Genomic DNA, 22,736 nt, shown 5'->3' on the forward strand with positions numbered 1-22,736 from the left:
CGAAGGGGACTTGTTCATGCGGCTTTTCTAGAACTGTCGAGTTGCTTTTGCCAGCGCTGATAGGCTTCGGCCATGCGCTTGTCATATTCATTGCGGGCAAAAGCCGGGCCGTTATAGCGTCGGGCGAATTCGCGCCAGTCATGGGCTTTCAACGTTTCCAAAAGCTCTGCCTTGTCGATGAAGCGCAGCATCAAGCGCGCCTGGCCGGAAACAGATCCGCGTGCTTCCGCCACAAGATCATCGACGGTGGCATAGCCAAGCCACTCCCAATGCGCGCCCATGACCTGCCCAAGCCCCCAGGATGTGGATTCAAGCGCTGCCTTTTTGCTCAAGTCCATCGCACGTTCAAGCAGGACCCAGCGCGCGGCTTGCGATTTCGGATTGCGTATCTGGCCAGCAACCGGCGCCGACAGGCCATTGCTCCTGGCATAGTCACGCAGGCGACCGGATAGTCTGCGATCGAAATAATGCCCTTCGAACCGGATGGCCGGTTCCTTGCCTCCGTTGATATCGAATAGGGCCCGCCCGCCGCTTTCCACTTCCGCAATCGCCAGCAAGGCCGCCGGCTCAATGCCCACTTCATTTGCCATTGTCGTCAGGGCTGCGATCGTTTGGCTGTCGAACATGTATTTCTCCTCGAAAAGTTGCTCTTCGAGGCGGATTTTGAGGCGACTTGGTCGCATGAGGATAAAGTTGACTTGAATTCGCCGTTTGTGGGGATTAGTTGCGGGTTAAATTTTCAAAGAAGACAGAACCGATGAGCAATTTGCCTTTTACCGTTGCCGCCCTTTATTGCTTTGCGCCGCTCCCGCAATATGAAAGCCTGCGCGAGCCGTTGGCGGAGCTTTGCTGCTCAAATGGCATCAAGGGAACGTTGCTTCTGGCGGCGGAAGGCATCAACGGGACGGTCGCAGGTACTGCACAGGCCATTGAGAAGCTCGTGCAGCACATCATGGGCATCCCCGGTCTGGCTGAACCCGAGCTTAAATATTCCCATGCGACCGAAATGCCGTTTCATCGCATGAAGGTGCGGCTGAAGCGAGAGATCGTCACCATGGGCGTCGATGGCATCGATCCGCTGAAAAGCGTCGGCACCTATATCGCGCCACAGGACTGGAACGCCCTGATTGCTGACGAAAACACGGTCGTGGTCGATACGCGCAACGATTATGAATACGCGATCGGCACATTCGAAGGGGCACTCGATCCTCAGACCAAGACTTTTCGTGAGTTTCCGGACTGGGTCGAGCAGAACCGCGACAAGCTGGAAGGCAAGAAGATCGCCATGTTCTGCACCGGCGGTATCCGCTGCGAAAAGGCGACGGCTTTCGTCAAGGGGCTGGGCTTCGATGATGTGTTTCATCTCAAGGGCGGTATCCTGAAATATCTTGAGGAAGTTCCGCGTGAAGACAGCATGTGGAACGGCGAGTGCTTCGTGTTCGACGAACGCGTAGCTGTGGGCCATGGCCTTGCCGAAAGCGACGTTGAACTTTGCCGCGCCTGCCGCCGTCCGATTTCGCCGGAAGACAAGCTTTCGCAGTTTTTCGAGGAAGGTGTTTCCTGTGCCGGTTGCTATGATGAGCGCACGCCGGAAGATCGCGCCCGCTATGCGGAGCGCCAGAAGCAGGTGAAGCTGGCCGAACTGCGCGGGGCGCACAAACACATCGGTAGCTGATGCCGCACGCCCTTCATAGGGCTGGTCAAACAGATTTCACCGCATTATGGTGGCTCTGGTTCTGGAACGATCTGAATTCGTTACGGAATTTTGGGCGGCTTTTGCATGGACGCCCGTGCATCAAGGGTTTGACGGCATCCGGGTCGCGTTTGCCTCCATCACACCCATCATCGCAAGTCGGGGCATAGGAATCTCCAATGCTCATACACAAACAACGCCGGTCTCATCGGCGGATGATGGTTTGTCTGTTGTTACAGGCAATATGGAGGATATTCATGAAAAAACTGATCGCCGCATTTCTCATCACCGTTGCTGCGGGTGCAGCCTCGGTCGCTCACGCTGCCGAGAAGGTGACTGTTTTCGCTGCTGCCAGCATGAAGGACGTTATCGAAGAAGCCGCCAAGCAGATGAAAGCCAAGGATGGCACTGAAGTGGTCGCGTCGTTTGCGTCTTCGTCGGTCCTCGCCAAGCAGATCGAGCAGGGTGCACCAGCGCAGATTTTCATTTCCGCTGATCTTGACTGGATGGATTATGTCGAAAAGGCCGATGCCATCGACAAGGCTTCGCGCAAGGTGATCGCTGGCAATGCGCTGGTGATTGCAACACAGAAGGACACGCCGAAGGGCGAGGCCAAGGAGCTTTTGAGCGCTGGTCGCTTTGCCATGGGTGACCCGTCGAATGTCCCGGCGGGCAAATACGGCAAGGCAGCGCTTGAAAAGCTCGATATCTGGAAAGATGTCGAGAAGAACGCAGTCTTTGCCGAGAACGTACGCGTTGCGCTGCAATATGTCAGCCGTGCAGAAGTGAAGGCGGCCATCGTCTACGCATCGGACCGCGCTGCAGCACCGGAACTGGTTGAAGCCTATCGCTTCCCGGCGACCAGCCACGCACCGATCCTTTATCCGGCAGCACTCGTTGCGAAGAACGAAACCGATGCCGCCAAGGCTTTCCTCGCTTTCCTGGAAAGCGATGCCGGCCAGGCGATCATCAAGGACAAGGGCTTTGTGGGAGCTGCAGAGGCTGCTGAATAAATGATGGAAGGCAATGTCTGGCAGATCGTGTCTCTGTCGCTCCGGGTTGCCGGGATAGCTATCATTGTCGCTCTGCCGGTTGCTTTTATCGTCGGCTGGATTCTTGCCCGGTTCAATTTTCCGGGCAAGTCGCTGGCGCAGGCCATCGTCACCATGCCGCTGGTCCTGCCGCCGGTGGTGACGGGCTATCTGCTTTTGGTCCTGTTTGGCGCGCGGGGTGCCTTTGGTGCACCTTTGCAGGAATGGTTCGGCGTTTCCTTTGCGTTTCGCTGGACGGGTGCCGCACTTGCTGCCGGTATCATGGCATTTCCGCTGCTCGTTCGCCCGATCCGGCTTTCGATAGAAGGGCTTGATCGCGGGCTTGAAGAAGCGGCGCGCACACTTGGTGCCAGCCGGTTCACAGCCTTTTTCACGGTCATTCTGCCGCCTTTGTTGCCGGGAGTGCTCGCAGGCGCGGTGCTTGGTTTTGCTAAAGCGCTGGGTGAATTTGGTGCAACGATCACATTCGTATCCAACATTCCGGGCGAGACACAGACCCTTTCGCTTGCCATCTATGCCTTGATGCAGACCCCATCCGGCGATGCCGAGGCATTCCGTCTGATTGCCATATCCGCAGTGATCTCAATTGTTGCCGTGGTGCTTTCCGAATGGCTGCAGCGCAGGCTTGCGGGAGCAACGAAATGAGCGGGCTTGCTGTTTCCATTACGGGCCGCAATGGTAGGTTTCCTGTTGAAGCCGATTTCGCCGCCGACTGGGGCGTAACCGCATTGTTCGGCCATTCGGGCGCGGGCAAGACGACGCTTCTGAAAATGATTGCCGGAACGCTCCGCCCGGAAAGTGGACGCATTGCGGTCGGTGATTTTACGCTGTTCGATGCGGAAAAAGGCGTCAATCTGCCACCTGAAAAGCGCCGTATCGGCTATGTGTTTCAGGAAGCGCGGCTTTTCCCGCATATGAGCGTCAAACGTAACCTGACTTATGCGCGTTGGGCAGGGCACAGACAGGCTACACGCAGTTTCGACGAGGTGGTGGCGCTGCTCGGTATTGAGCCCCTTCTCGATCGTCGTCCATCGACGCTGTCAGGTGGTGAACGCCAGCGCGTCGCCATTGGCCGGGCGCTGCTGTCCGATCCGGCGCTGCTTTTGCTGGACGAGCCGCTTTCCTCGCTCGATCATGCGCGTAGGCAGGAAATCCTTCCCTTTATCGAGCGTCTTCGCGATGAAAGCCATGTGCCGATCGTTTATGTGAGCCATGAAATCGATGAAGTCGCGCGACTTGCCGATCAGATCGTGCTTCTATCCGCTGGCCGGGTGACGGCAAGCGGTGCGGCGGCAGATGTCTTTCCGCTGATCGACGCCGAAGGCGAGGGCGGCGGCGTGCTGCTGGAAGGGACGGTTTCGTCTTATGACGAGCGTTACAAACTGGCGGAGATCGATCTTGGCGGTGCGTCGTTCCAGCTCAGCGATGCAGGGCTGAAACAGAATATGCATGTGCGGCTGCGCGTACGAGCACGCGATGTTTCGATTGCGCGGAAAGTTCCCGAAGCGATCAGCATTCGCAACGTGTTGCCGGTTACGGTGACGGGCATCAAGGCGGGCGAGGGGCCGAATGCGCATGTTTCGCTCGATTTCCGGGGCCGTCGCCTCGGTGCACGGCTGACGCGGCGTTCGGTGGACGAACTGGGGTTGCGCGTCGGTGACGACGTGGTGGCGCTCGTGAAGGCGGTTTCGGTCGATCGGGCGGCTATTCGGGAAAAATGACGCGGGGACAATAATCCGGTTTTCGCCCCGCTTCTTTTATGCTCCTGTCTCCGTCGAATGGGAGAATACGCATGACTGATTTGCAGAACTGGACGCCGCGCCCGAAGCCGGAACGCAAAGTGCTTGAGGGCCGTTATGTGCGGCTGGAACCACTCGACCCGAAGAAGCATGGGGACGAGCTTTTCGCCGCTTCTTCGGTGGCCGATGCGGATCAGCGCTTCACCTGGTTGTTTGAATTTCCGCCCGCAACCCGCGAAGAATTCGAGCCCTGGCTGGAAAAGGTGGCGAAGAGTGAAGATCCGCTGTTTTTCGTGGTGATCGACAAGGCGAGCGGCAAGGTGGCCGGGCGGCAGGCGCTGATGCGCACCGATCCGACAAATGGCGTGATCGAGATCGGTAGTATTTATTGGGGGCCGTTGATTTCGCGCAAACCGGCTGCCACCGAAGCGCAGTTCCTGTTCATGCAGTATATTTTCGATGAGCTTGGCTATCGCCGCTATGAATGGAAGTGCCACAATGAAAACGGGCCGTCCAAGCGTGCGGCTGAACGCTTTGGCTTTTCGTTCGAGGGGATTTTCCGCCAGCATATGGTGGCAAAGGGCAGGAACCGCGATACGGCGTGGTTTTCCATTCTCGACAGCGAATGGCCTGCCTTGAAGAAAGCCTATCAGGCATGGCTTGCGCCGGAAAATTTTGATAGTGACGGTCAGCAGAAGAAGAAGCTGGAGGAGTTTCGTGATCTCGGGCGAACGTAAGAAGAGCAATCCGGCAATTGCCGCTGCCATTATCCTGATCGGCTTTGGGGTGCTTGCCTATTTCGTGCCCAGCATCATGCTGGCGCTGGGCAAGCGCTCGCAGGTCGCGGCGATCATCTTCCCGATTGTTTTCGTTCTCGGCTTTTTTGCGATTTTCTGGCTGCGTTCAAAAAGGCAGAAGAGGGACTAACCAACCAGCGAAGCACTGAGCAACAGCGCCCCCGTGAGCGCGATGAACAGGGCGGCGGCGACTTCGATTGCCGCCTTCAGCCGTCCCGACATGGCATTGCTGCCTGCAAAGCGCAGCGCCGTGTTCTTTGCGGTGACGGCCAGCGTGGCGAGAACAGCCACGGTGATGAATGTGCCGAACGCCATGGCGAACACCGAGAGAAGCCCGCCGACCATCAGGCCATTCAAAAGCGCAAACGTCAGCACGATCAGCGCGCCGGAGCAGGGGCGCAGGCCCACTGACAAAATCGCGGACCAAGCCGTTTTCCAGTTGAAATCGTCGCCGAGTGTCGACGGATCGGCAATATGGGCTTTGCCGCAGGCGGTGCACACATCACCTTCGCCGATGAAGATATGATCCGACGCGGCGGCAGTTGTGGGTTTGTAGTTGAGCTTTACCGTGCTTCCGGCCGCTGCCGCCCGCGTGGCTTGCGAAATACTGCCTTGCCATGCCGGACCGGAAGCCATTGCCGGTTCAGGTGCTGCGGCAAAAAGCGACGAGGCCGGGCTGGGGCTTGCATTGTCCTGCTTCTTGAAAAGCAGCGGCAGTTTGCGCGCCAGAAGCCAAAGGCCGAAAAACAGGACAAGCGCAAAGCTTGCGATTTCCATATAGCGGGCAGTCTGGTTCATGGAGATGCCGGTGCCGCGCAGCAGGAACCATGCGAGGCCGACGACAGCGATGGCCATAATCGCCTGCAAAAGCGATGAAATGAATGACAGGAAGATGCCGCGCCGAAGCGCCGTTTCATTGGCGATCATATAGGAGGAGATGACGGCCTTGCCGTGGCCGGGCCCTGCCGCATGAAAAATACCGTAGATGAAGGAAAGCCCGACAAGAACCGAAGCCTGCCATGGATCCTCGCGCATGGCTTTCAGTGCGTTGGTCATGGCGAGATAGAATGTGCGCTGCTGCTCGTTCATCCAAAGGATGATGTGTGCGAAAGGCCCTGTCGGCTTCATTGCCACCTCATTCGCGCCAATGCCGAGCGATGACTGCGCATAGGCTTGCGCAACGATCATCGTAAGGCAAAGGGTTAGAATGAAGGTAGCCGGTTTTCTCATCAGCCTGTTTTTCCTTTCGGCTCACAGTCGATCTCAAGACGGGTGGCGAAGATTTTCGACATGTCCGTGCCCATGGGATCGTTGAAGAAAGCATCGGTCAGTGTCGCCTGATTCTGGGCGAGTGCCTCATCCGGATTGGGTCGCACGACCTTGGCAGTGCAGCCAGCGGGCAGGCCTTTCACGACCAGATCGCTGTCATGCATGTAATCAATGGCGGTATAGAAAGTCGGGTCATAGACACCGAAGCTGACCTTGTGGCCAGCGGCAAGCTTCAACGGCATTTCAGGCTTGCTGGTAAAAACGATCAACAGGCGATTATCGGTGAAATCGGCTGCAAGGTCGGTTGGCCTTGCCATTTTCACATCTTTGCCGTCGTCCAGAACGGTCTGGAAATATTTGAACTCGGCAATCGAGCCGTTGATGACATGGCCAAGGTCGATCAGTTCGTTCTTGTCGAGCTTGAGATCGCCATTCTTGTCGAACTCCATCAGAACGGTCGAAGAAAAAACGTCGTCGAAACGCCATACATGGGCAAGTTGTTGCACCGTGCCATCAGGCGCGATGGTCAGTTCCAGTCGTGCGTCGGCAAAGACATGCGGGTGAGCGAGCGCAAGTGTTGGCAAACATCCCGCCAGCAATGCGATTGCGGCAGACTGGATGAAACCACGCTTGAGCCAGGGCAAAACCACCATAGAAAATTCCATTAGATCACGCTTATGCCCGAAGGCGGCAAAAGTGCGACGTTCTATTTGTTTTATCGCGCATCTTAGTCCCGAAAACCGTTTCACACTTTTCGGAATGCGCTCTATTCCCGCTCCTTGAACCATTGGGTCAGAAAATCGACTAATGCCCGGATTTTTGCCGGCAGATAACGCCGATGCGGATAGACAGCATAGATACCGCCGTCCTTCACGATGAATTCATTCAGGCAGGCGATCAGTCTGCCGCGTTCGATTTCCTCTTCGGCGATGAAGGCTGGAAGCATACAGAAGCCGAGGCCAGCCAGTGCCGCATTCTTTGTGGCAACGGGGCTGTTGATTTCGATCGGGCCATTGACCGCCACAGTCATCATCGAGCCATCGGTATTGCGGAAATGCCAGTTGTTGCGCGAACGTGCATTGGTGTCGATGATGCAAGGCCGGTCGGCCAGATCTTCGGGACGTTCGGGCTTGCCGACGCGGGCGATCAGTTCCGGTGCGCCGCACAGGATGGAATGGAACGGCGACAGCCTCTTTGCAATGAGGGAGGAGTCCTGCAATCGCGTGATGCGGATCGCAAGATCGAAGCCTTCTTCCACCAGATCGACAAAGCGATCATCCAGCCGCACGTCGAGAACGATCTCCGGATGCGCGAGGCAGAAATCGATCAGTGATTGGCCGATGACGGCATCGGCGAACGTGCGCGGGGCCGACAGCTTGATGCGCCCGCGCGCATCCGAACTGGTTTCACTGACGGCATCCTGCAGCGCGTCGATCTCACGGATGATTTCCAGGGCGCGGTGATAATAGGTGTGCCCGGCTTCGGTCAGCGAGAACTGTCGCGTGGTGCGGTTCAGAAGGCGCGCACCAAGTTCGTCCTCCAGCTCGCGTACATATTTGGACAACAGCGCCTTGGAGCGCCCGATTTTTCGCGCGGCGGCGGAAAAGCCTTCAGCCTCGACCACGTCGATGAAGGCGCGCATACGTGTGAGGGTGTCCATGGTCTAGCCCCGCTCCCCTATGATGTTTTTGGCCAATGTGAGCAGCGCCCGGTCGCTGCCGCGTGGTCCGATGAAGGAAATGCCGAAAGGTGCGCCCTGCACCTGTCCCAAGGGTAATGTGATTTGCGGCAGGCCGGAAAGCACCGAAAGACAGAGCAGGCGCAAAGCCTGTTCGCGATAGGCCTGCAAGGTTTCGAAAGGTTCATTTGCAAGTGGTGCAGCGCCCGGCACGGTCGGCAGCACCAGCACGGATTTCTGACCGATGATCTGTTCGAGTTCCTGGGTGAAATGTGCTCGCCGCACACGCTGGCTGGCAACGAGATCGGCGGCAATTTCCGCGCCGAAAGCAAAACGGTCCGCGACGCCGGGGCCGAGCTTGCGGTCGCCCGAAGAAATCCAGCCGCCGTGTGTCGCCCAGGCTTCCGCACCCTGTATATGGCGGAAGACAAGATAAAGCTCGTCTATCGAGAGTGTCGGCTGGCTGGCCGCCTTGATGCTTGAGAAATGCGAGCGCACTTCGGCAAACATGGCACGATAGGCATCCGTTTCGGCCTCGCCGAGCAGAAGCTGCTCCAGAACCGGCATATAGAGAAGTCGCGTCAGGCTGAACCCTTGTTTATCGTCGCCAAGCAGGATGGTGCCAACCCGGTCGTAGAGTTGGATGTCACGCGCAAACCATCCAACCGTATCGAGCGAGGGCGCAAGCGGCATGATGCCTTCGAGTGGAATGCGACCATGGGTGGTGCGCAAGCCAACGAGACCGCAGAAGCTCGCAGGCGCCCGGATGGAGCCGCCCGTATCGGAGCCAAACGCAATATCGGCGATCTTGCCAGCCACTGCAGCTGCCGAACCGGACGACGAGCCGCCGGTAACGCGATCCGGCGCTGCGGGATTGATCGGATAGGGGAAATGCGAATTCTGCCCCATCAGAGAGAAGGCCAGTTCATCCGTCTGGGCCTTGCCGACAAATTCGGCACCGGCGTCGAGAAGCTTTGCCACCACGGGAGCCGATCTTTCGGCGGCAGGTGATTCGGCCTCGATCTGCGGGTTGCCGCATCCGGTCACCATTCCGGCGACGTCATAAATGTCTTTTACGGCCAGCCGTTCACCTTTAAGCGGCCCATTCGATGTATGAACAGGCGGCTTTTCGGGTTTTGCAATGATGGCGTTGAAGGGGTCGAAACTGGCCATTGTTCACAACATGCAGCAATTAACGGGTTGTTTACGCTCTTTCGAGGCGGGTCTAAGCTGGGAATGTTTCACTTATATTGAACAATGGCAAGCATGCCGTTCAACGCGATTCCACCAAAAATAAATTTGTCCGGAGAAATTTTTGTCATTGAATGGTCACGACTTTGCGCTTATATCGCGCTTGCCCAAAGTCGCACGTGCCTGTGGGTGTCCGCCGATCCTCGAATGGTGAGGAATTCGGTACGGTACCTGGACCTAACCGCTCCAGTCGATCTGTTGGCCAACCGCCAGATCGAGGACATCTTGAAGCAACGACGGTGCGGGCCTTTCTAGTGTCTTTCGGCTGTCCAAAAGCCGAAATTGCTGAAGAGGCACACCTTCATTGCCAGAAGTGCGGATGCGGTTCTCCAATTCCAATCCAAGGCAGACAAAGCGGAGTAACGCGGGTTTAGCGTTGTTCCATCGCCGCATGAGTTTTCGCGTGACATCAGCACCTCCAAAGGCTGACTTCACGGCGGAGGCGTTCATGCACACTTTGTCCCTTAGATGCGGCAACAGATAAGCCGTGCGGGAGAACGACCATGGCAACGCAGCGTATTATCGATTTCCTCAACACCCGCCGTCCGGACGGTCCTTGCCTCGTCGTCGACACCGACGTCGTGCGCGACAACTATCTAAGCTTCGAGAAGGCTTTGCCCTATTCGCGCATTTTCTATGCGGTGAAGGCAAATCCTGCGCCGGAAATCCTGCGCCTGCTCGCTTCGCTTGGCTCGTGCTTCGACACCGCTTCGGTTGCTGAAATCGAAATGGCGCTGGAAGCCGGCGCAACGCCAAACCGCATCTCCTATGGTAACACCATCAAGAAGGAGCGCGATATCGCGCGCGCTTTCGAGCTGGGCATTCGCCTTTATGCGGTCGACTGCGTTGAAGAAGTCGAGAAGGTTGCCCGCGTCGCTCCGGGCAGCCGTGTATTCTGCCGTGTGCTGACGGACGGTGAAGGCGCCGAATGGCCGCTGTCGCGCAAATTCGGTTGCGTGCCTGCGATGGCCATCGACGTTCTGCGCCACGCAAAGTCGCTCGGTCTCGATTCCTACGGTGTATCGTTCCACGTCGGCTCGCAGCAGACGGACCTCAGTGCATGGGATCGCGCGCTCAGCGACGCGGCTTCTGTGTTCCGCACCCTTGCTGACGAAGGCATTGTTCTGCGTATGGTCAATATGGGCGGCGGTTTCCCGACCCGTTATCTCAAGGACGTGCCAACTGCTCAAGCTTACGGCATGGCGATCTTCGATGCGCTGTCCAAGCATTTCGGTAACCGTATCCCAGAAACCATTATCGAACCGGGCCGCGGCATGGTCGGCAATGCAGGCGTGATCAAGACCGAAGTGGTTCTGGTCTCGCGCAAGGCGGACAACGACAATGTGCGCTGGGTCTATCTCGACATTGGCAAGTTCGGCGGTCTCGCCGAAACCATGGACGAGGCGATCCGCTATCAGATCGTGACCCCGCATGACGGCAGCGAAACCGAACCATGCGTGCTGGCTGGCCCGACCTGCGACAGTGCGGACGTGCTTTATGAAAAGACGCCGTACCCGCTGCCGGTCTCGCTGACCATCGGTGATGAAATCCTCATCGAAGGCACGGGCGCATATACCACCACCTATTCGGCAGTGGCGTTCAACGGCTTCGAACCGCTCCGATCCTACGTCATCTGATCATTCGGATTAGATCATACCTTCAGAAATCCCGAATGATCCTCTCAATCCGTCTGGTGCCGCAAGGCACTGGACGGGGTGTGCTGCTGCCGCTTTGCGGGGATAGATGTCATGAATGCGACTCTGGAAATTCAGGAAAATACAGCAACCGTCGTCGCTCCGGCTTTCACAATAGCGGGCGAAACGCTGGAGCACGTGCTTGCGCGCGAAGCGCTGCTCGATCGTGCCATGGGCGAAGGCCGTCGCCGGAAATCATCGGAGAAGCTGCGTCGCGGTCGTCTGCCCGCAGAAGGGCTGGCTTTTGCAGCACTTGGCGAAGACGGATTGCTCGCAGGCACCGTAAGGCTGTGGGATGTTCATGCCGGTCTCGATGCTTTCGGTTTTCCGGTATCTGCCTTGCTGCTCGGCCCGCTGGCTGTCGATCCATCCGCTGCCGGTGGCGGTATCGGTTCGGCCTTGATGCGTCATGCGATTGATGAAGCAAAACGCCGTGGCGATGGTGCGATCCTGCTCGTCGGCGATCCGGAATATTATGAGCGCTTCGGCTTTACTGCCGGGAAAACGGGCGAGCTTGCCATGCCCGGTCCATACGAGAAGCGTCGCTTTCTGGCGCTCGAACTGAAGCCCGGCCATCTTGACGGGGCACATGGCATCCTGCGGGCGAGCGGACGCAAGGTGCCGCGTGTTGAGACCTCTTTGCGGCTGTTCGCATGATTTAGGATAAGCGCAGCAGCCGTCCGAAGTTGCGGACGGCTGTGATCGCAAGGCCTGCGAGGAAGCCTGCAATCAGCCCGGCAATGACGATCAGCTTGCGTGATGTGCCTGCCGGATCAAGTGGCGGGCGGGCTTCCGACAAAACCCTGACATTGGCCGTATTCAGGCCTTCCTGTTCGTTCGTCTCGCGTGAGCGCAGGAGGAAGGCTTCGTAGACGGAACGCCGCGCCGTGGCTTCACGTTCAAGTTCACGCAATTTCACCAGGTCGCCGCTATTGTTCGCCTGCTGCGATTTGAGCTGGGCCAGACGGGCGGTCAGGTCTTTTTCCTGCTGTACGGACCGGGCGACCTCGACTTGCAGTGAGGAGCGGATTCGCCGCAATTCGGCATCGATGTCGTTCAGAACTGTGCCTGCCTGCGACTGCGCTTGAATAAGCGCCGGATGACGTGGCCCGAGCTGGGTGGAAAGGCCGCTTGCCGTCTGGCGGGCCTGCGCATATTGCGCGCGCAGCGCTGTCAACGTGTTGGAGCGCATATCTTCCGGCAAAGTCCCGGACACCACGCTGTTGGATGTAGCACTGCTTAGCACCTGCACGCGGGCCTGAAGCCGCATGGTTTCGGCGCGCTGGTTGGTCAGTTGGTCGTTGAGTCGTGTCAGGTCGTTATCGCTGATCAGCTTGCCGTCGACATTGACCAGATCGTGCGAGGCGCGGAAATCGGCCGCTGCGCGCTCCGCTTGTTCGACATTGGCGCGCATATCGGCAAGACGGTTCGACAATTCGTCCGAGGTGCGCCGTGCGGCATCGGATTGCACCGATGCAAGCTCGGTCTGAAAAACGGAGCTGATCGTGTTCGCAAGCGATGCCGATTTCTGCGGGTCACGCGTTTTCACCGAGATCGAATAGATGAATGTCTTGGCGTCGCGACCGATGGCGATGCTCTTGTGCAGATTATACAGAACGCGGGTTTGCAGTGTCTGGCTGTCGCTCGCCTTTTTGGGCGACAGCATATCCCTGATCTGTGCAAATAGCCCGGCAATGCCGGTAGGGACCAGAGTGCCGTTGAATTCGGGGTCTTTTGTCAGGTCCGTCTTGTCGATCACTTTCAGCAGCACGCTGCTGGAATCGATGATCCGTGCCTGACTTTCCGCAACTGCGAGCGACGCATCGGTCGGGAGTTGACCCGGCGTCAGTTCGTCTCCCACCGTCTTGATATTGCGTGGATCGACCAGAATATCGGTCGAAGCGACATACATCTGCGGCAGGGACAATGCATAGAGCGCGGCGATTACACCGCCCAATATCGTGCTGACGAGCAGGAGCTTGCGCGATCCCCGCACGACGTTGATAGCGATGCGTGGATCGATCAACGGCTTCCATTCGGCATCTGGTGCCGGTCTGTCAACGACCGGACGCGGTTGCTCATGCTGAACCGGTTCGTCGGTCGGTTCGGATGACGGAGCAGAAGTTTCGATTGTGACTTTGCGGCGCTCGCGCTCCTGAACCTTGCGTTCCAGTTCTGCCTCGATCAGCGCGATGCGCTCTTGAAGCTCAGCGACGTCCGTATCATCCAGTTCTTCTTCAAGGGCCGGTTCCGCCGGCGCAGGCATTTCTTTTGCGACATCAGCGGCGTGGGCGGCATGATCGTGCTGGTGGAAAAATGCAGCGCGTTCATCCGGTGTCGCGGGCGGCGTCCAGGGCGGTACGGCTTCGTTGTTCCGACGACCGATTGGACGAGCGTTGGAGAATGCGAGAAGAGGTTTCTCAACTCCCGCCTTTCTGCGCTCCTCGTGATCGCTCATTGCCGAAATCGTCCGTATCTGTAGCCGTTTCAACCGTTTCCGGTATCACTGCTGCTTTGAAATCCATAAGCCAAGGTTCTCGCATGCCAAACCGGAATCCGGTTAGCGCGCACTTGAAGGCCGAATGTAATTTTTTATAGAAAACAAAACGTTAAAATAATGTCGAGGCGAAGTGCCAATTCCCTGAAACTGCAACTTTAGCTTTTGCTTGTTTAATCTTTGAGCTTGCAAAGAAGAGTTTAAGTCTTTTTAGCTAAACCCCTATATTGCGCGCCCGCTCCAACAGACCGGCAAGTGCACCAGACCATGATAGATGAGGCTCCCTGTTGATAGCGAAAGCGCTGCGGAAACTGTCAGGCAACAATGCCGGAATGGTGCGTGATTACCTGTCCCTGTTTTCCGGTTCTGCGGGCAGGCTTGTGGTCTCGCTCGTCTATTTCATCGCGCTTGCAAACACACTGCCGACCGGTGATTTCGGTATATTTGCCACCGCCTCGGGTACGGGGGTGGTTCTGTCGCGCATCGTTTCGCTGGGCTTCAGTTCGCCACTTTACCGCATATCGACAGTGAAGCCGCGCCTGCTCGGCATCTATACGGCAGGTTTTCTCGTAGCCATTCTGGTGTCCTTGCCGCTGTTCGCGTTGGCCTCTTGGTTGGTTTATTTCATCTTCTTCAGCCGCGATATCTCCTTTCTGCCTTTTGCGGTGGTGGTGTTTGCCGAAGCCTTGCTTTGGCGCTCGACGGAAATCGTCATCATCGTCAACAACGGTATGCGGCGGTTCGGCATATCAGCCGGACTGGTGATTTTCGGGACGGCCACGCGCGCCGTGGCGGCGGTCCTGTTCATGTGGCTGGCGAGCGCGCATGACATTGCCCATTGGGCGTGGTGGTATGCAGCAGCCAATGGCGTTGCTCTGCTGGTGGCGCTGAAATTCTACCCGTCTATCCGGCTCCGCTTCAAGCCGATGCTTTATATGCGGCGGCTTTCCGATGCGATAGCGGTCATGGGGGCCGAACTGCTGTTCTATATTCAGGCTGAACTCGACAAGCTTCTTGTGCTGACTGTCGGCGGGCCTGCGACGGCAGGTCTTTATGCGATCATCATGCGGCTTGTCGATCTGACGGCCCTGCCGGTGCGCTCCTTCAACATGATGCTGGTACAAAAGCTCATGCGCACGCCTGACATGCTGTCTTCATTACGCATCCGCGCCGGGCTGGAGCTTGCGGTATTCGCCGTGTCGGTGGCAGGTCTTGGCGCGATGGTCGTGTTCCTGCAGATATTCCCGAACGCGCTTGGTTCAAGCGTTGCACCGATTGTCGGGTTGTTGCCGCTGGTGCTGCTCGTGCCGGGTTTCCGCAACCTCATCGAATACCAGACCGAAATTCTATATGCGCGCGGCCAGTCTGGTCTCAGAACACTAAGCATGGTGCTGATGACCGCCGCGAAAGCATTCTTCGTCTGGCTCCTGCTCGTGAATTATGTCGATAACCACGACTGGATTCTCGGGCTCAACGTCGTATTCGCCGGACTTTATCTGCTGTCGCTGGTCTTCACCTATACGAGCATCCGTCTGCCGGCCAAGCGGGTTTAGACCGTTATGATCCGGCGAATATCGTCGACCGAAAGGCCGAGGAAGGACTGCATGCCGATAGCGACCTGATACGGCTCCATCTCGGCGATGAAAGTGCGGAATTCCTCTTCGCTCGGCGGCGGTGCGAACCACTGCATCCGGCACAGATCATGGGTGTCGCTATAATGGCCGGAGCCATGCAGCACGTCATCAACATAGCGACCATAGATAAAGCATTCGGAAAAACGGCGTATATTGCCAAGGGCCGCCACCCAGTGCTGTCCGGTATGGGCTTCGATCCTTTCGCACATGGAAATCACGCTGTCGCGCCGCCACGAGACGAGCTGGCCGATATAATCGTTCAGCCCGCTTTTTCCGTTCTCGATACCAAGCAGTTTGGCGGCATTGGCAGCCCAGACCGGGTGCTCCGGCCATTCCGGATTGGCAAGCGCATTGGGACGCACGAAAAGCCGCAGTTTTTCGCCGTGCCAAAGCGTGCCGCAATCGAAGGGACGCAGAAAGGCGGTGTCGGAATCCGTATAGAGAAATCCGTCTTCCTCCACAGCACCGGCAAGCGCGATGCGACGTAATTGTTGCACATGCCAGCCGCGCAGCGGCTTGGTTCTGAGCGAGAGCCAGACCCGCCTGCGCCATAGATAGGTCGGGTCCCAGAAGGCATGCAGCCAGGAGGGCAGCAGATCACGTTCATCGATGATGACACGATGCGCGCTTTCAAGCTTGCGAAACAGGGCCACATCCTTGCTGTCGACAAGGATGTAGTGTTTCGTGAAACCGCTGACATATTTGTCCATGGTCTCGCAAAGCAGCTTGCAGCGCTCGAAATCCTGATCCCAACTGGCTGTGACGATAGCGGTTTTCACCGGGGTGCTCCCTTCATCCAGCCTTTGGCGACGCGCCACAGAAATACGGGATTACCGATGAGGTAGCGTTTTGCGAGCCGTCGTGGTTCCTGCAATAGCCGGTGCACCCATTCCATCTGGACCTTGCGCACCCATTGCGGTGCGCGCTGCACGCGACCCGTATGCAGATCGAACAGCGCACCGACGGCACTGGCGATCGTGCAATGCTCCGCCGTGATATGCTTGTCGATAAAGAGCTCCTGCCGTGGAACGCCCATGGCGACGAGCAATATGTCGGGATGAAAATCCTTCAGTTGTGCAAGAATGCCATCGAGATCGGCGGGCTTGAAGAAACCGTCGGAAATGACGCGATAGTCATGGTGCGGGATCTGCTGCATGAAGAGTTGCGCCGCATCGGCAGCGACGCCCGGACCGCCACCCAGAAGGGCGACTTTCAGCGGACGCTTCATGTGTTCCAGTAAGCCAGGAATGAAGTCCGTTCCGTTGAGATTGGCCGGGAACCTGCTGCCATAGGCGACCTTGCTTGCAATATCGACGCCCACACCGTCAGGCAGGATCAGGAAATCCTCCAATGCGGCACGGTAAGCGGGGTCCGTTTCTGCAATGTTGGAATTGTTGGCGTTGAGCCAGCCCTGTTTCATGAACCGGCCGTCATCGATGCGGTTCTCGAAGAAGGTGAAAGCGCTGTCCCAATCGAAACAGGCGACCTTCACGCCAAGGATATTCCGGTAGGTGACATTTTCGGTATACATCATGCCTGGTCCGTCATTTTCTCTTTGCCATGCAGTGCTTGCAGACCTCTGGCAACTGCGCGGTCCATGCCTTCGATTTGTGACCGGGTGAAGGCTTTGCCGTCCAGTCTCTGGTGATCCCCAGATCTGATCTTTTCAATGCGCTCGACAATTGCCGCTGCGAAGCCTTGAGGATCGTCGGCAATGGTGCAATTGTCCGGAATATTGCTGATACCGCGCACGGAATGCGTGGTGGCGACACTTGGCATGCCCAGTTCGAATGTCTCGATGGTTTTGAGCTGCACGCCGGTTCCTGCACGACTGATGAGCGGTACGAGCGCACCGCTTTCCACAAATTCGGTCGCATCCGGCACCTTGCCGACGAAATTGACGCCGGACCAAGCTGCAATCAGGTCCGCAGGCGTGTTGCCTGCAATCGCGATGGAAATATCGTCGGGAAGATGTGGCTTTACCACGCGCAGGAACCATTCGAGCCCGATGCGGTTCGGGTGCCATGTCCATGTGCCGATCAGGGCAAGGTCGTATTTGACAGGGCGCTGCTGTGCGGCTTGCGCGCCGCCGGGCGTAACAAGCGGCATTGTCGCAAACCGATCAGGGCCAAGTCCAAGTGCCGGGCCGTCATCTTCGGCAAAAGTAAAGACGAAACGGGCGTTCCCGATAAGACGGCTTTCCAGTCCTTTGAGAATGCGAGCTTCGCGACCGAACAGAAACTTCTGGATGAAACTACCAGCGTCGGCGGCATTTTCTTCTGCCGAGCGATATTCCACATTATGCGCCACGAAAAGCGAGGGCTTGCCCTTGAAGATGTCTTCGAACGCGCCGGGCAAAGTCACCCCGTTCAGCACATAGGCATCGAACGGACCGATCTGCGCGATTGCTTCGCGCAGTTTTTGCGCCGGTATCACCCGCAGCTTCGCCGAGGAAACCGTCAGCCCGGTCAGGAAAGATTTCAGCACCCAACCGATCTTGCGCTTGATACCAGCGCCCTCGGTCCGCACTTCAACTTCACCCAGAACGATAGTATCTGCGGCATCGGCTTTCACGTCCGGCCATGTGAAGCCAAGAACGGTCACTTTTGCGCCCGAACGACGCAAGCCATCGACCACGGCGGCATTCGCCACTTCATAGCCGGTGGTCGGTACTCCGTGCGGAACAATCGATGTCACGAAAACGAGGTGAGGGGACGGCAATTCAACTCCTGGACAGTCTTTTAGAGCGCCGATCTTAAAACGCTTAACATTTCAGGCCGGTATGCTCTTTGATAGTTTTGATCAGTGTTTATAGCCCTGCGGTGAACTTTTCTTTAAACGTTTTTCAATAGTAGCGGATAGCAAATATAGAAGTTCGAAATATCCGGTAGCGTTTATGTCTGATTTACCAAATCATATAGAAGTAATTGCTAAAACACCTGGACTTCGTTTCGATGAAGTCGAGGTGGTGGTGACGCTGCCGACGTTTCGTCGCCCGGAACATGTCATCCGCACGCTGGATACGCTCAACGCTCAGGTCACAAACCGACGCTTTGCGGTTGTGGTGATCGAGAACGAGGCAGAGGATAGGGAAGGTGCCAAGGTTGCGGCACCACAGTTCGAGGCCGGGAAATATACCGGCATGCTGATCGTTGAATCCCATCGCGGCAACTGCAACGCCTATAATGCGGGCTGGCTGACGGCGATGACCTATTTCCCGAACTTCAAATATGTCATCGTCATCGATGATGATGAGCTGGCCGATCCGGCCTGGATCGAAAACATGGTAGCCACCGCCGAGCGTTATAACGCCAGTCTGGTGGGTGGTCCGCAACACCCGATCTTCGAAAAGCCGGGCGCGGAAAAATGGGCGAGACACCCCGTCTTCCTGCCGCATTACAACAAGACTGGCCCGGTTCCGATCATCTATTCATCCGGCAATCTCTTGATTGCGCGTCCGGTTCTGGAAGCCATCGGCTATCCGTTCATGGACCTGAAGTTCAATTTCACCGGCGGCGGCGATTCAGACTTCATCAATCGTTCGCGGGCCAAGGGCTTCAATATCGCCTGGTGCAATGAAGGCATTGTCCGCGAGACCATTCCGGCGCGGCGGCTGGAGAGTGACTGGATCACGGCGCGTGGCTTGCGCAACGGCGTTCTGTCGACGCTGATCGAACAGCGCCAGCGCAAGGACGAGCCTTTCGGCCAGGTACGCGTGTTTTTGAAAAGCCTCGCACTTCTGGGATATTCTCCGATCAAGGCCGTGCGGCGCGGTTTCGCGGCGCGTTTCGTGCCGGTCGGGACCTATTTCATCCATATCGGGCTGGGCCGCGTCATGGCCCATTTTGGATATCTGAATGAGCAGTATCGCAACCCGGACAAGAACTGACACCCGTTCTGACGTTGCTGCGCAAACCGACATGCGGGCGACAATCCGCACGATTGCGCTTGTTATTGCCACGATAACATTCTGCATCCTGCTGATTTCGTTCCGTCCGTTCAATCCGCTGAGTGCGGCGACGGATGGCGACGCGTCGGGTGGCGACGTCATCAATCAGCTTGGCTTCGGCTGTCTCGGCGCCGTGGCACTTCTGTCGCTTGTGATGTTCGCCGATCCGAAAAAGGTGGTCAAAATCGTCAGCCCCGGCTGGCTTCTGATGTTCGCCTTCCTGTTCGCATCCGTTTTCGCAAGTCCCGATCCATCTACTGCGATACGCGGTGTGCTGTTGACGATGGTCGGCATTCTGACGGTCATCGCTGTTTTGAGCCTGCCGCAGGATGGCGACGCCTATGCGTCGATGCTGGTCACGGTGGCTTCCATCGTGATCGTCATTTCCTATACGGGCGTTATTCTTCTGCCGAATCTCGGCACACACGGCGCCGATGCGCTGGAACCGCAGAACGCCTATCTCTGGCGCGGTGTGTTCACGCACAAGAACATTGCCGGGCCGGTCATGGCCGCTTTGGCCTTTGCCGGTGTCTATCTGTGGAGACGCGGCTGGCGCGTGAGCGGCTTTCTGATCGCGGTTTCTGCATTGATCTTCGTTTCGCAGACCGGATCGAAGACCACGGCGGCACTGGTGCCGCTCGCCATGCTGCTGGTAATTGTCCCCGGCATATTCGGTCTCCGTTTCCTTGCACCGGTGGCGATCTTCACGATCCAGTTTCTGCTTGCGCTGTTTACCTTCGGTACGGTTCTTTTCGAGCCGATGCATCAGCTTGTTCTGCAACTGGACGTCGACCCCACCTTCACCGGGCGCACCTCCATCTGGGCCTTTGCCGTCGAGGCGCTTTCCCATCGTCCATGGACCGGTTTCGGCTATGAAAGCTTCTGGGGCACCCCGATGGTGAAAGAGGCGGCCAATCCCTACTATCTGGACTGGGATGTGCGTGGCATCGTGCATGGACATAATGGTTATCTTGATATCGCGGTATCGATGGGGATTCCGGCGCTGATCTGTGCCATCTTCGTGATTATCGTCATGCCGCTGGTCAATTATGTGCGGTGCCGTCCTGTTCGCGAAAATTTTCTGCTTGCCGATTTCTTCCTGATGATCGTGTTCTTCGGGACGTTGAATGCCATGCTGGAAAGTTTTTTCTTTCGTCGCATGGACCCGGTCTGGCTGACGCTCGTCTTTGCGATCTTTGGCCTCAGGCTGACCGCGAAAATCATCATTCACAAAAGGGTAGCCGGAGCCACTACATGAATATCGCGATTGTCGGGACCGGGTTCGTTGCCGATTATTACATGACCACGCTGCGCAATTATCCCGAGCTGACGCTGCGCGGGGTCTATGATCGGTCACCTGAACGGCTGAAAGCGTTCTGCGCGCACTATTCCGTAGGGGCTTACGAGAGTTTTGAGGCCGTGCTGGCCGATCCAGACGTTCAGATCGTCGTCAATCTGACCACGCCCGAAAGCCATTTTGAAATCTCGCATGCGGCGCTTTCCGCCGGAAAGCATGTCTATTCCGAAAAGCCGCTGGCCATGAATTACGACGATGCGGAAGCGCTGGTCGCTTTTGCGCGGCAATCCGGCCTCACGCTCGCGGCAGCTCCGGCAAACGGTCTCAGCGAAGCCTATCGTCTGGTAGCAAGCGTGATCAACGGCATCGGCATGCCGCGGCTGGTTTATGCCGAAATGGAAGACGGGCCGGTGTTTCGTGACAAGTGGTCGACCTGGCGTTCGCAGTCGGGAGCGCCATGGCCGGGCCTGCACGAGTTCGAGATCGGCTGCACGCTGGAACATGCAGGCTATGCGCTGTCATGGCTGGTGTCGCTGTTCGGCCCGGTCGAGAGCATCTCGGCATTTTCTGCCGTAACCTTTCCCAACAAGGGGCCAGGAACCGAACATCTTCATATGGCGCCCGATTTTTCGGTCGGCTGTCTTGTTTTCAAGTCGGGGCTGGTGGCGCGCCTCACATCCGGGCTTGCGATGCCGAAGGACCGCAGCCTGACAATCGTTGCCGACAAGGGCTCGATTGTGGTGGACGATCTCTGGGATAATCGCTCGGCTGTCCGTCTTGAACGCACGGAAGAAAAACGCCGTTTTCTGGCGCGCCTGTTCGGCATTCTGGAAATGCGCATTGGCAAGTTTATGTCCTGGAAACCGACCGTCGGCATGAAGTTATCCTATCCGAATGCCGACAAGCGGTCGCTGCCGATGTATCCCTCGCAGATCGATTTCGTGCGCGGCATTGCCGATCAGGCGCGTGCTATCCAGACTGGCGACAAGGCATTCTTCTCCGGCGAGGTGGCGCTACATATCACTGAAATCGCGCTTGCCTTGAACAATGCTGGCGAGAACGCGCAGCCGTACAAGATGAGAAGCAGCTTCTAACCTTTCGACAGCACCTTGCGGACGATATCCGCAACGGCGGCACTATGGTCGAGCGGCATGATCGCATTGGAGATTTGGCCGCTGCGCACCGCATCGCGGACCGCTTCGGCCTGAAACTGCAGTCCGTTGCCGGAAAAGGCATAAGTTTCGATTGTGCGGCCCGGCAGGGGCAGGCGATTCATCACCTTGCCGAAAAAGCCTTTTCCGCCGTTCGGCCCGAGCGACGACCGCGCGGCAAGGGCAGAAAACAGGGTGAGCCTCTGGGCCTTCAGAAATGGTGCGTGGATCAGGATCGTGCCCCTGGTTCCCTCGATCAGCATGCGATTTTCGCCGTCGCGGTCGAAGCCGCAGGAGAGGTTCGCCGTCACACCCGGCCAGCCAAGCTGGAACTCGGTGCGCATGTCGACACCGCTTCTGGCGCGCTGCCAGCGACCATCGACGTGATCCGGCAGACCTAAAAAATACAGTGCTAGCGATACCGGATAGACGCCGAGATCGAATGCCGCGCCGCCACCGAGCTCTGGACTGAAGAAGCGGCTTTGCGGGTCGTAGGCGCGGATATAGGAAAGATCGGCTTCGATGCGCGTCACGGTGCCGATGCGACCACTATCGATATGCTGTTTGGCCGCCTGGATCGCTGGCAGAAAACGGCTCCACATCGCCTCCATGGCGAAGACATTCTTTGCTTGTGCCGCAGCCTCGATCTGCCGTGCGCCAGCGGCATCCAGCGCGAGCGGCTTTTCGATCAGGCAGGGCTTGCCCGCCGCGATTGCCTGCATGGCCTGCAGCACATGCATGGCGCTCGGGGTCGCGATATAGACGGCATCGATATTCGCGTCGGAAAGAAATTCACCTGAATCGCCGAACGCCTTGTCGGCGCCGATACGTCGGCGAAATGTTTCGGCGGTCTCTGACGCCCGCGAGCAGACTGTCGAAACGCGCATTCCGGTGGTTGCCTGAATATCGGCAGCAAAGGCGGCGGCTATCGTGCCTGTGCCCCAAATGCCCCAGCGAAAATCTGTCTTTGTCTGCTTGTCGCGATTCACGTGCTTGCCCCACAGCTTCATACAGGTGCTATATAACCCATGTAAT

At 57.4% G+C, this 22,736-nt stretch carries 23 protein-coding genes; 12 read left to right on the top strand and 11 right to left on the bottom strand.

What is annotated here, in order from left to right; all coding sequences use genetic code 11:
- Positions 1 to 14 precede the first annotated feature (14 nt).
- Complete coding sequence (locus FIB18_RS16760) at positions 15 to 626, bottom strand: N-acetylmuramidase family protein (RefSeq protein WP_140021788.1); 612 nt, start codon at positions 624 to 626, stop codon at positions 15 to 17.
- Between the two features lie 131 nt (positions 627 to 757).
- Here FIB18_RS16760 and trhO point away from each other — a divergent pair, with 131 nt between their 5' ends.
- The 6 genes from trhO (at position 758) to FIB18_RS16795 (ending at position 5,411) form a co-directional block, all read left to right on the top strand.
- Positions 758 to 1,675: an oxygen-dependent tRNA uridine(34) hydroxylase TrhO gene (gene trhO / locus FIB18_RS16765; RefSeq protein WP_140021789.1), complete on the top strand. Its 918-nt coding sequence runs from the start codon at positions 758 to 760 to the stop codon at positions 1,673 to 1,675.
- Positions 1,676 to 1,950: 275 nt separating this feature from the next.
- Complete coding sequence (modA, locus tag FIB18_RS16775) at positions 1,951 to 2,706, top strand: molybdate ABC transporter substrate-binding protein (RefSeq protein WP_140021790.1); 756 nt, start codon at positions 1,951 to 1,953, stop codon at positions 2,704 to 2,706.
- Entirely contained in the window at positions 2,707 to 3,390 is a 684-nt protein-coding gene (gene modB / locus FIB18_RS16780; protein WP_140021791.1) for a molybdate ABC transporter permease subunit, read from the top strand.
- A complete protein-coding gene (gene modC / locus FIB18_RS16785; RefSeq protein WP_140021792.1) occupies positions 3,387 to 4,466 on the top strand; it encodes a molybdenum ABC transporter ATP-binding protein in 1,080 nt (359 codons plus the stop codon). Before modB ends, modC begins: the two co-directional genes overlap by 4 nt.
- Positions 4,467 to 4,537: 71 nt before the next feature.
- Complete coding sequence (locus FIB18_RS16790; RefSeq protein WP_140021793.1) at positions 4,538 to 5,221, top strand: GNAT family N-acetyltransferase; 684 nt, start codon at positions 4,538 to 4,540, stop codon at positions 5,219 to 5,221.
- Positions 5,202 to 5,411 carry a hypothetical protein gene (locus tag FIB18_RS16795; RefSeq protein ID WP_140021794.1) on the top strand — a complete coding sequence of 70 codons (210 nt, stop codon included), beginning with the start codon at positions 5,202 to 5,204 and terminating at the stop codon, positions 5,409 to 5,411. Before FIB18_RS16790 ends, FIB18_RS16795 begins: the two co-directional genes overlap by 20 nt.
- Here FIB18_RS16795 and FIB18_RS16800 read toward each other — a convergent pair.
- The 5 genes from FIB18_RS16800 to FIB18_RS16820 all read right to left on the bottom strand — a co-directional run bounded on the left by FIB18_RS16800 (position 5,408) and on the right by FIB18_RS16820 (position 9,929).
- Positions 5,408 to 6,511, bottom strand: a complete 1,104-nt coding sequence (locus FIB18_RS16800; RefSeq protein ID WP_140021795.1) for a nickel/cobalt transporter — start codon at positions 6,509 to 6,511, stop codon at positions 5,408 to 5,410. The genes FIB18_RS16795 and FIB18_RS16800 overlap by 4 nt on opposite strands.
- Entirely contained in the window at positions 6,511 to 7,215 is a 705-nt protein-coding gene (locus FIB18_RS16805) for a DUF1007 family protein (RefSeq protein WP_140021796.1), read from the bottom strand. The genes FIB18_RS16800 and FIB18_RS16805 overlap by 1 nt, the downstream gene beginning before the upstream one ends.
- Before the next feature lie 101 nt (positions 7,216 to 7,316).
- Complete coding sequence (locus tag FIB18_RS16810) at positions 7,317 to 8,210, bottom strand: LysR family transcriptional regulator (protein WP_140021797.1); 894 nt, start codon at positions 8,208 to 8,210, stop codon at positions 7,317 to 7,319.
- Positions 8,211 to 8,213: 3 nt separating this feature from the next.
- Positions 8,214 to 9,401 carry an amidase gene (locus FIB18_RS16815; protein ID WP_140021798.1) on the bottom strand — a complete coding sequence of 396 codons (1,188 nt, stop codon included), beginning with the start codon at positions 9,399 to 9,401 and terminating at the stop codon, positions 8,214 to 8,216.
- Positions 9,402 to 9,656: 255 nt separating this feature from the next.
- Positions 9,657 to 9,929, bottom strand: coding sequence for a hypothetical protein (locus FIB18_RS16820; RefSeq protein ID WP_140021799.1), 273 nt, complete (start codon positions 9,927 to 9,929; stop codon positions 9,657 to 9,659).
- A 53-nt stretch (positions 9,930 to 9,982) separates the two neighbouring features.
- Here FIB18_RS16820 and odc2 point away from each other — a divergent pair, with 53 nt between their 5' ends.
- Both odc2 and FIB18_RS16830 read left to right on the top strand, forming a co-directional pair.
- Positions 9,983 to 11,116, top strand: a complete 1,134-nt coding sequence (gene odc2 / locus FIB18_RS16825) for an ornithine/lysine decarboxylase (RefSeq protein ID WP_140021800.1) — start codon at positions 9,983 to 9,985, stop codon at positions 11,114 to 11,116.
- Between the two features lie 111 nt (positions 11,117 to 11,227).
- Complete coding sequence (locus FIB18_RS16830; protein ID WP_140021801.1) at positions 11,228 to 11,830, top strand: GNAT family N-acetyltransferase; 603 nt, start codon at positions 11,228 to 11,230, stop codon at positions 11,828 to 11,830.
- Position 11,831: 1 nt separating this feature from the next.
- Here the strand turns inward: FIB18_RS16830 and FIB18_RS16835 are convergent, their stop codons facing one another.
- The gene (locus FIB18_RS16835) at positions 11,832 to 13,631 is read right to left on the bottom strand and encodes a GNVR domain-containing protein (protein WP_140021802.1); all 1,800 of its coding nucleotides are present in this window, start codon (positions 13,629 to 13,631) and stop codon (positions 11,832 to 11,834) included.
- Between the two features lie 326 nt (positions 13,632 to 13,957).
- Between FIB18_RS16835 and FIB18_RS16840 the strand changes: the two genes are divergently transcribed.
- Entirely contained in the window at positions 13,958 to 15,223 is a 1,266-nt protein-coding gene (locus FIB18_RS16840) for a lipopolysaccharide biosynthesis protein (protein ID WP_140021803.1), read from the top strand.
- On the opposite strand, the gene FIB18_RS16845 is transcribed toward FIB18_RS16840, so the two are convergent.
- From FIB18_RS16845 to FIB18_RS16855, 3 genes are read right to left on the bottom strand one after another with little or no spacing between them, the layout of a single operon-like run.
- Positions 15,220 to 16,083 (bottom strand): DUF6492 family protein, encoded by an 864-nt coding sequence (locus tag FIB18_RS16845; RefSeq protein ID WP_174977444.1) that lies wholly within the window; start codon positions 16,081 to 16,083, stop codon positions 15,220 to 15,222. The genes FIB18_RS16840 and FIB18_RS16845 overlap by 4 nt on opposite strands.
- Positions 16,080 to 16,838, bottom strand: coding sequence for a WecB/TagA/CpsF family glycosyltransferase (locus FIB18_RS16850; RefSeq protein ID WP_140021805.1), 759 nt, complete (start codon positions 16,836 to 16,838; stop codon positions 16,080 to 16,082). The genes FIB18_RS16845 and FIB18_RS16850 overlap by 4 nt, the downstream gene beginning before the upstream one ends.
- On the bottom strand, positions 16,835 to 18,025 hold the full coding sequence (locus FIB18_RS16855) for a glycosyltransferase family 4 protein (RefSeq protein ID WP_140021806.1): 1,191 nt from the start codon (positions 18,023 to 18,025) through the stop codon (positions 16,835 to 16,837). Before FIB18_RS16855 ends, FIB18_RS16850 begins: the two co-directional genes overlap by 4 nt.
- A gap of 175 nt (positions 18,026 to 18,200) precedes the next feature.
- Between FIB18_RS16855 and FIB18_RS16860 the strand changes: the two genes are divergently transcribed.
- Genes FIB18_RS16860 through FIB18_RS16870 form a run of 3 tightly spaced genes read left to right on the top strand, consistent with a single transcriptional unit; the run spans position 18,201 to position 21,644 of the window.
- Positions 18,201 to 19,193, top strand: coding sequence for a glycosyltransferase family 2 protein (locus tag FIB18_RS16860; protein WP_140021807.1), 993 nt, complete (start codon positions 18,201 to 18,203; stop codon positions 19,191 to 19,193).
- Complete coding sequence (locus tag FIB18_RS16865) at positions 19,162 to 20,511, top strand: O-antigen ligase family protein (RefSeq protein WP_140021808.1); 1,350 nt, start codon at positions 19,162 to 19,164, stop codon at positions 20,509 to 20,511. Before FIB18_RS16860 ends, FIB18_RS16865 begins: the two co-directional genes overlap by 32 nt.
- Positions 20,508 to 21,644: a Gfo/Idh/MocA family protein gene (locus FIB18_RS16870; RefSeq protein ID WP_140021809.1), complete on the top strand. Its 1,137-nt coding sequence runs from the start codon at positions 20,508 to 20,510 to the stop codon at positions 21,642 to 21,644. The genes FIB18_RS16865 and FIB18_RS16870 overlap by 4 nt, the downstream gene beginning before the upstream one ends.
- On the opposite strand, the gene FIB18_RS16875 is transcribed toward FIB18_RS16870, so the two are convergent.
- On the bottom strand, positions 21,641 to 22,690 hold the full coding sequence (locus tag FIB18_RS16875) for a Gfo/Idh/MocA family protein (protein ID WP_140021810.1): 1,050 nt from the start codon (positions 22,688 to 22,690) through the stop codon (positions 21,641 to 21,643). The two genes, FIB18_RS16870 and FIB18_RS16875, sit on opposite strands and share 4 nt — an antisense overlap.
- Positions 22,691 to 22,736 lie beyond the last annotated feature (46 nt).

Origin of the sequence: Brucella pecoris, assembly GCF_006376675.1 — a bacterium.
Taxonomy (GTDB): Bacteria; Pseudomonadota; Alphaproteobacteria; order Rhizobiales; family Rhizobiaceae; genus Brucella; species Brucella pecoris.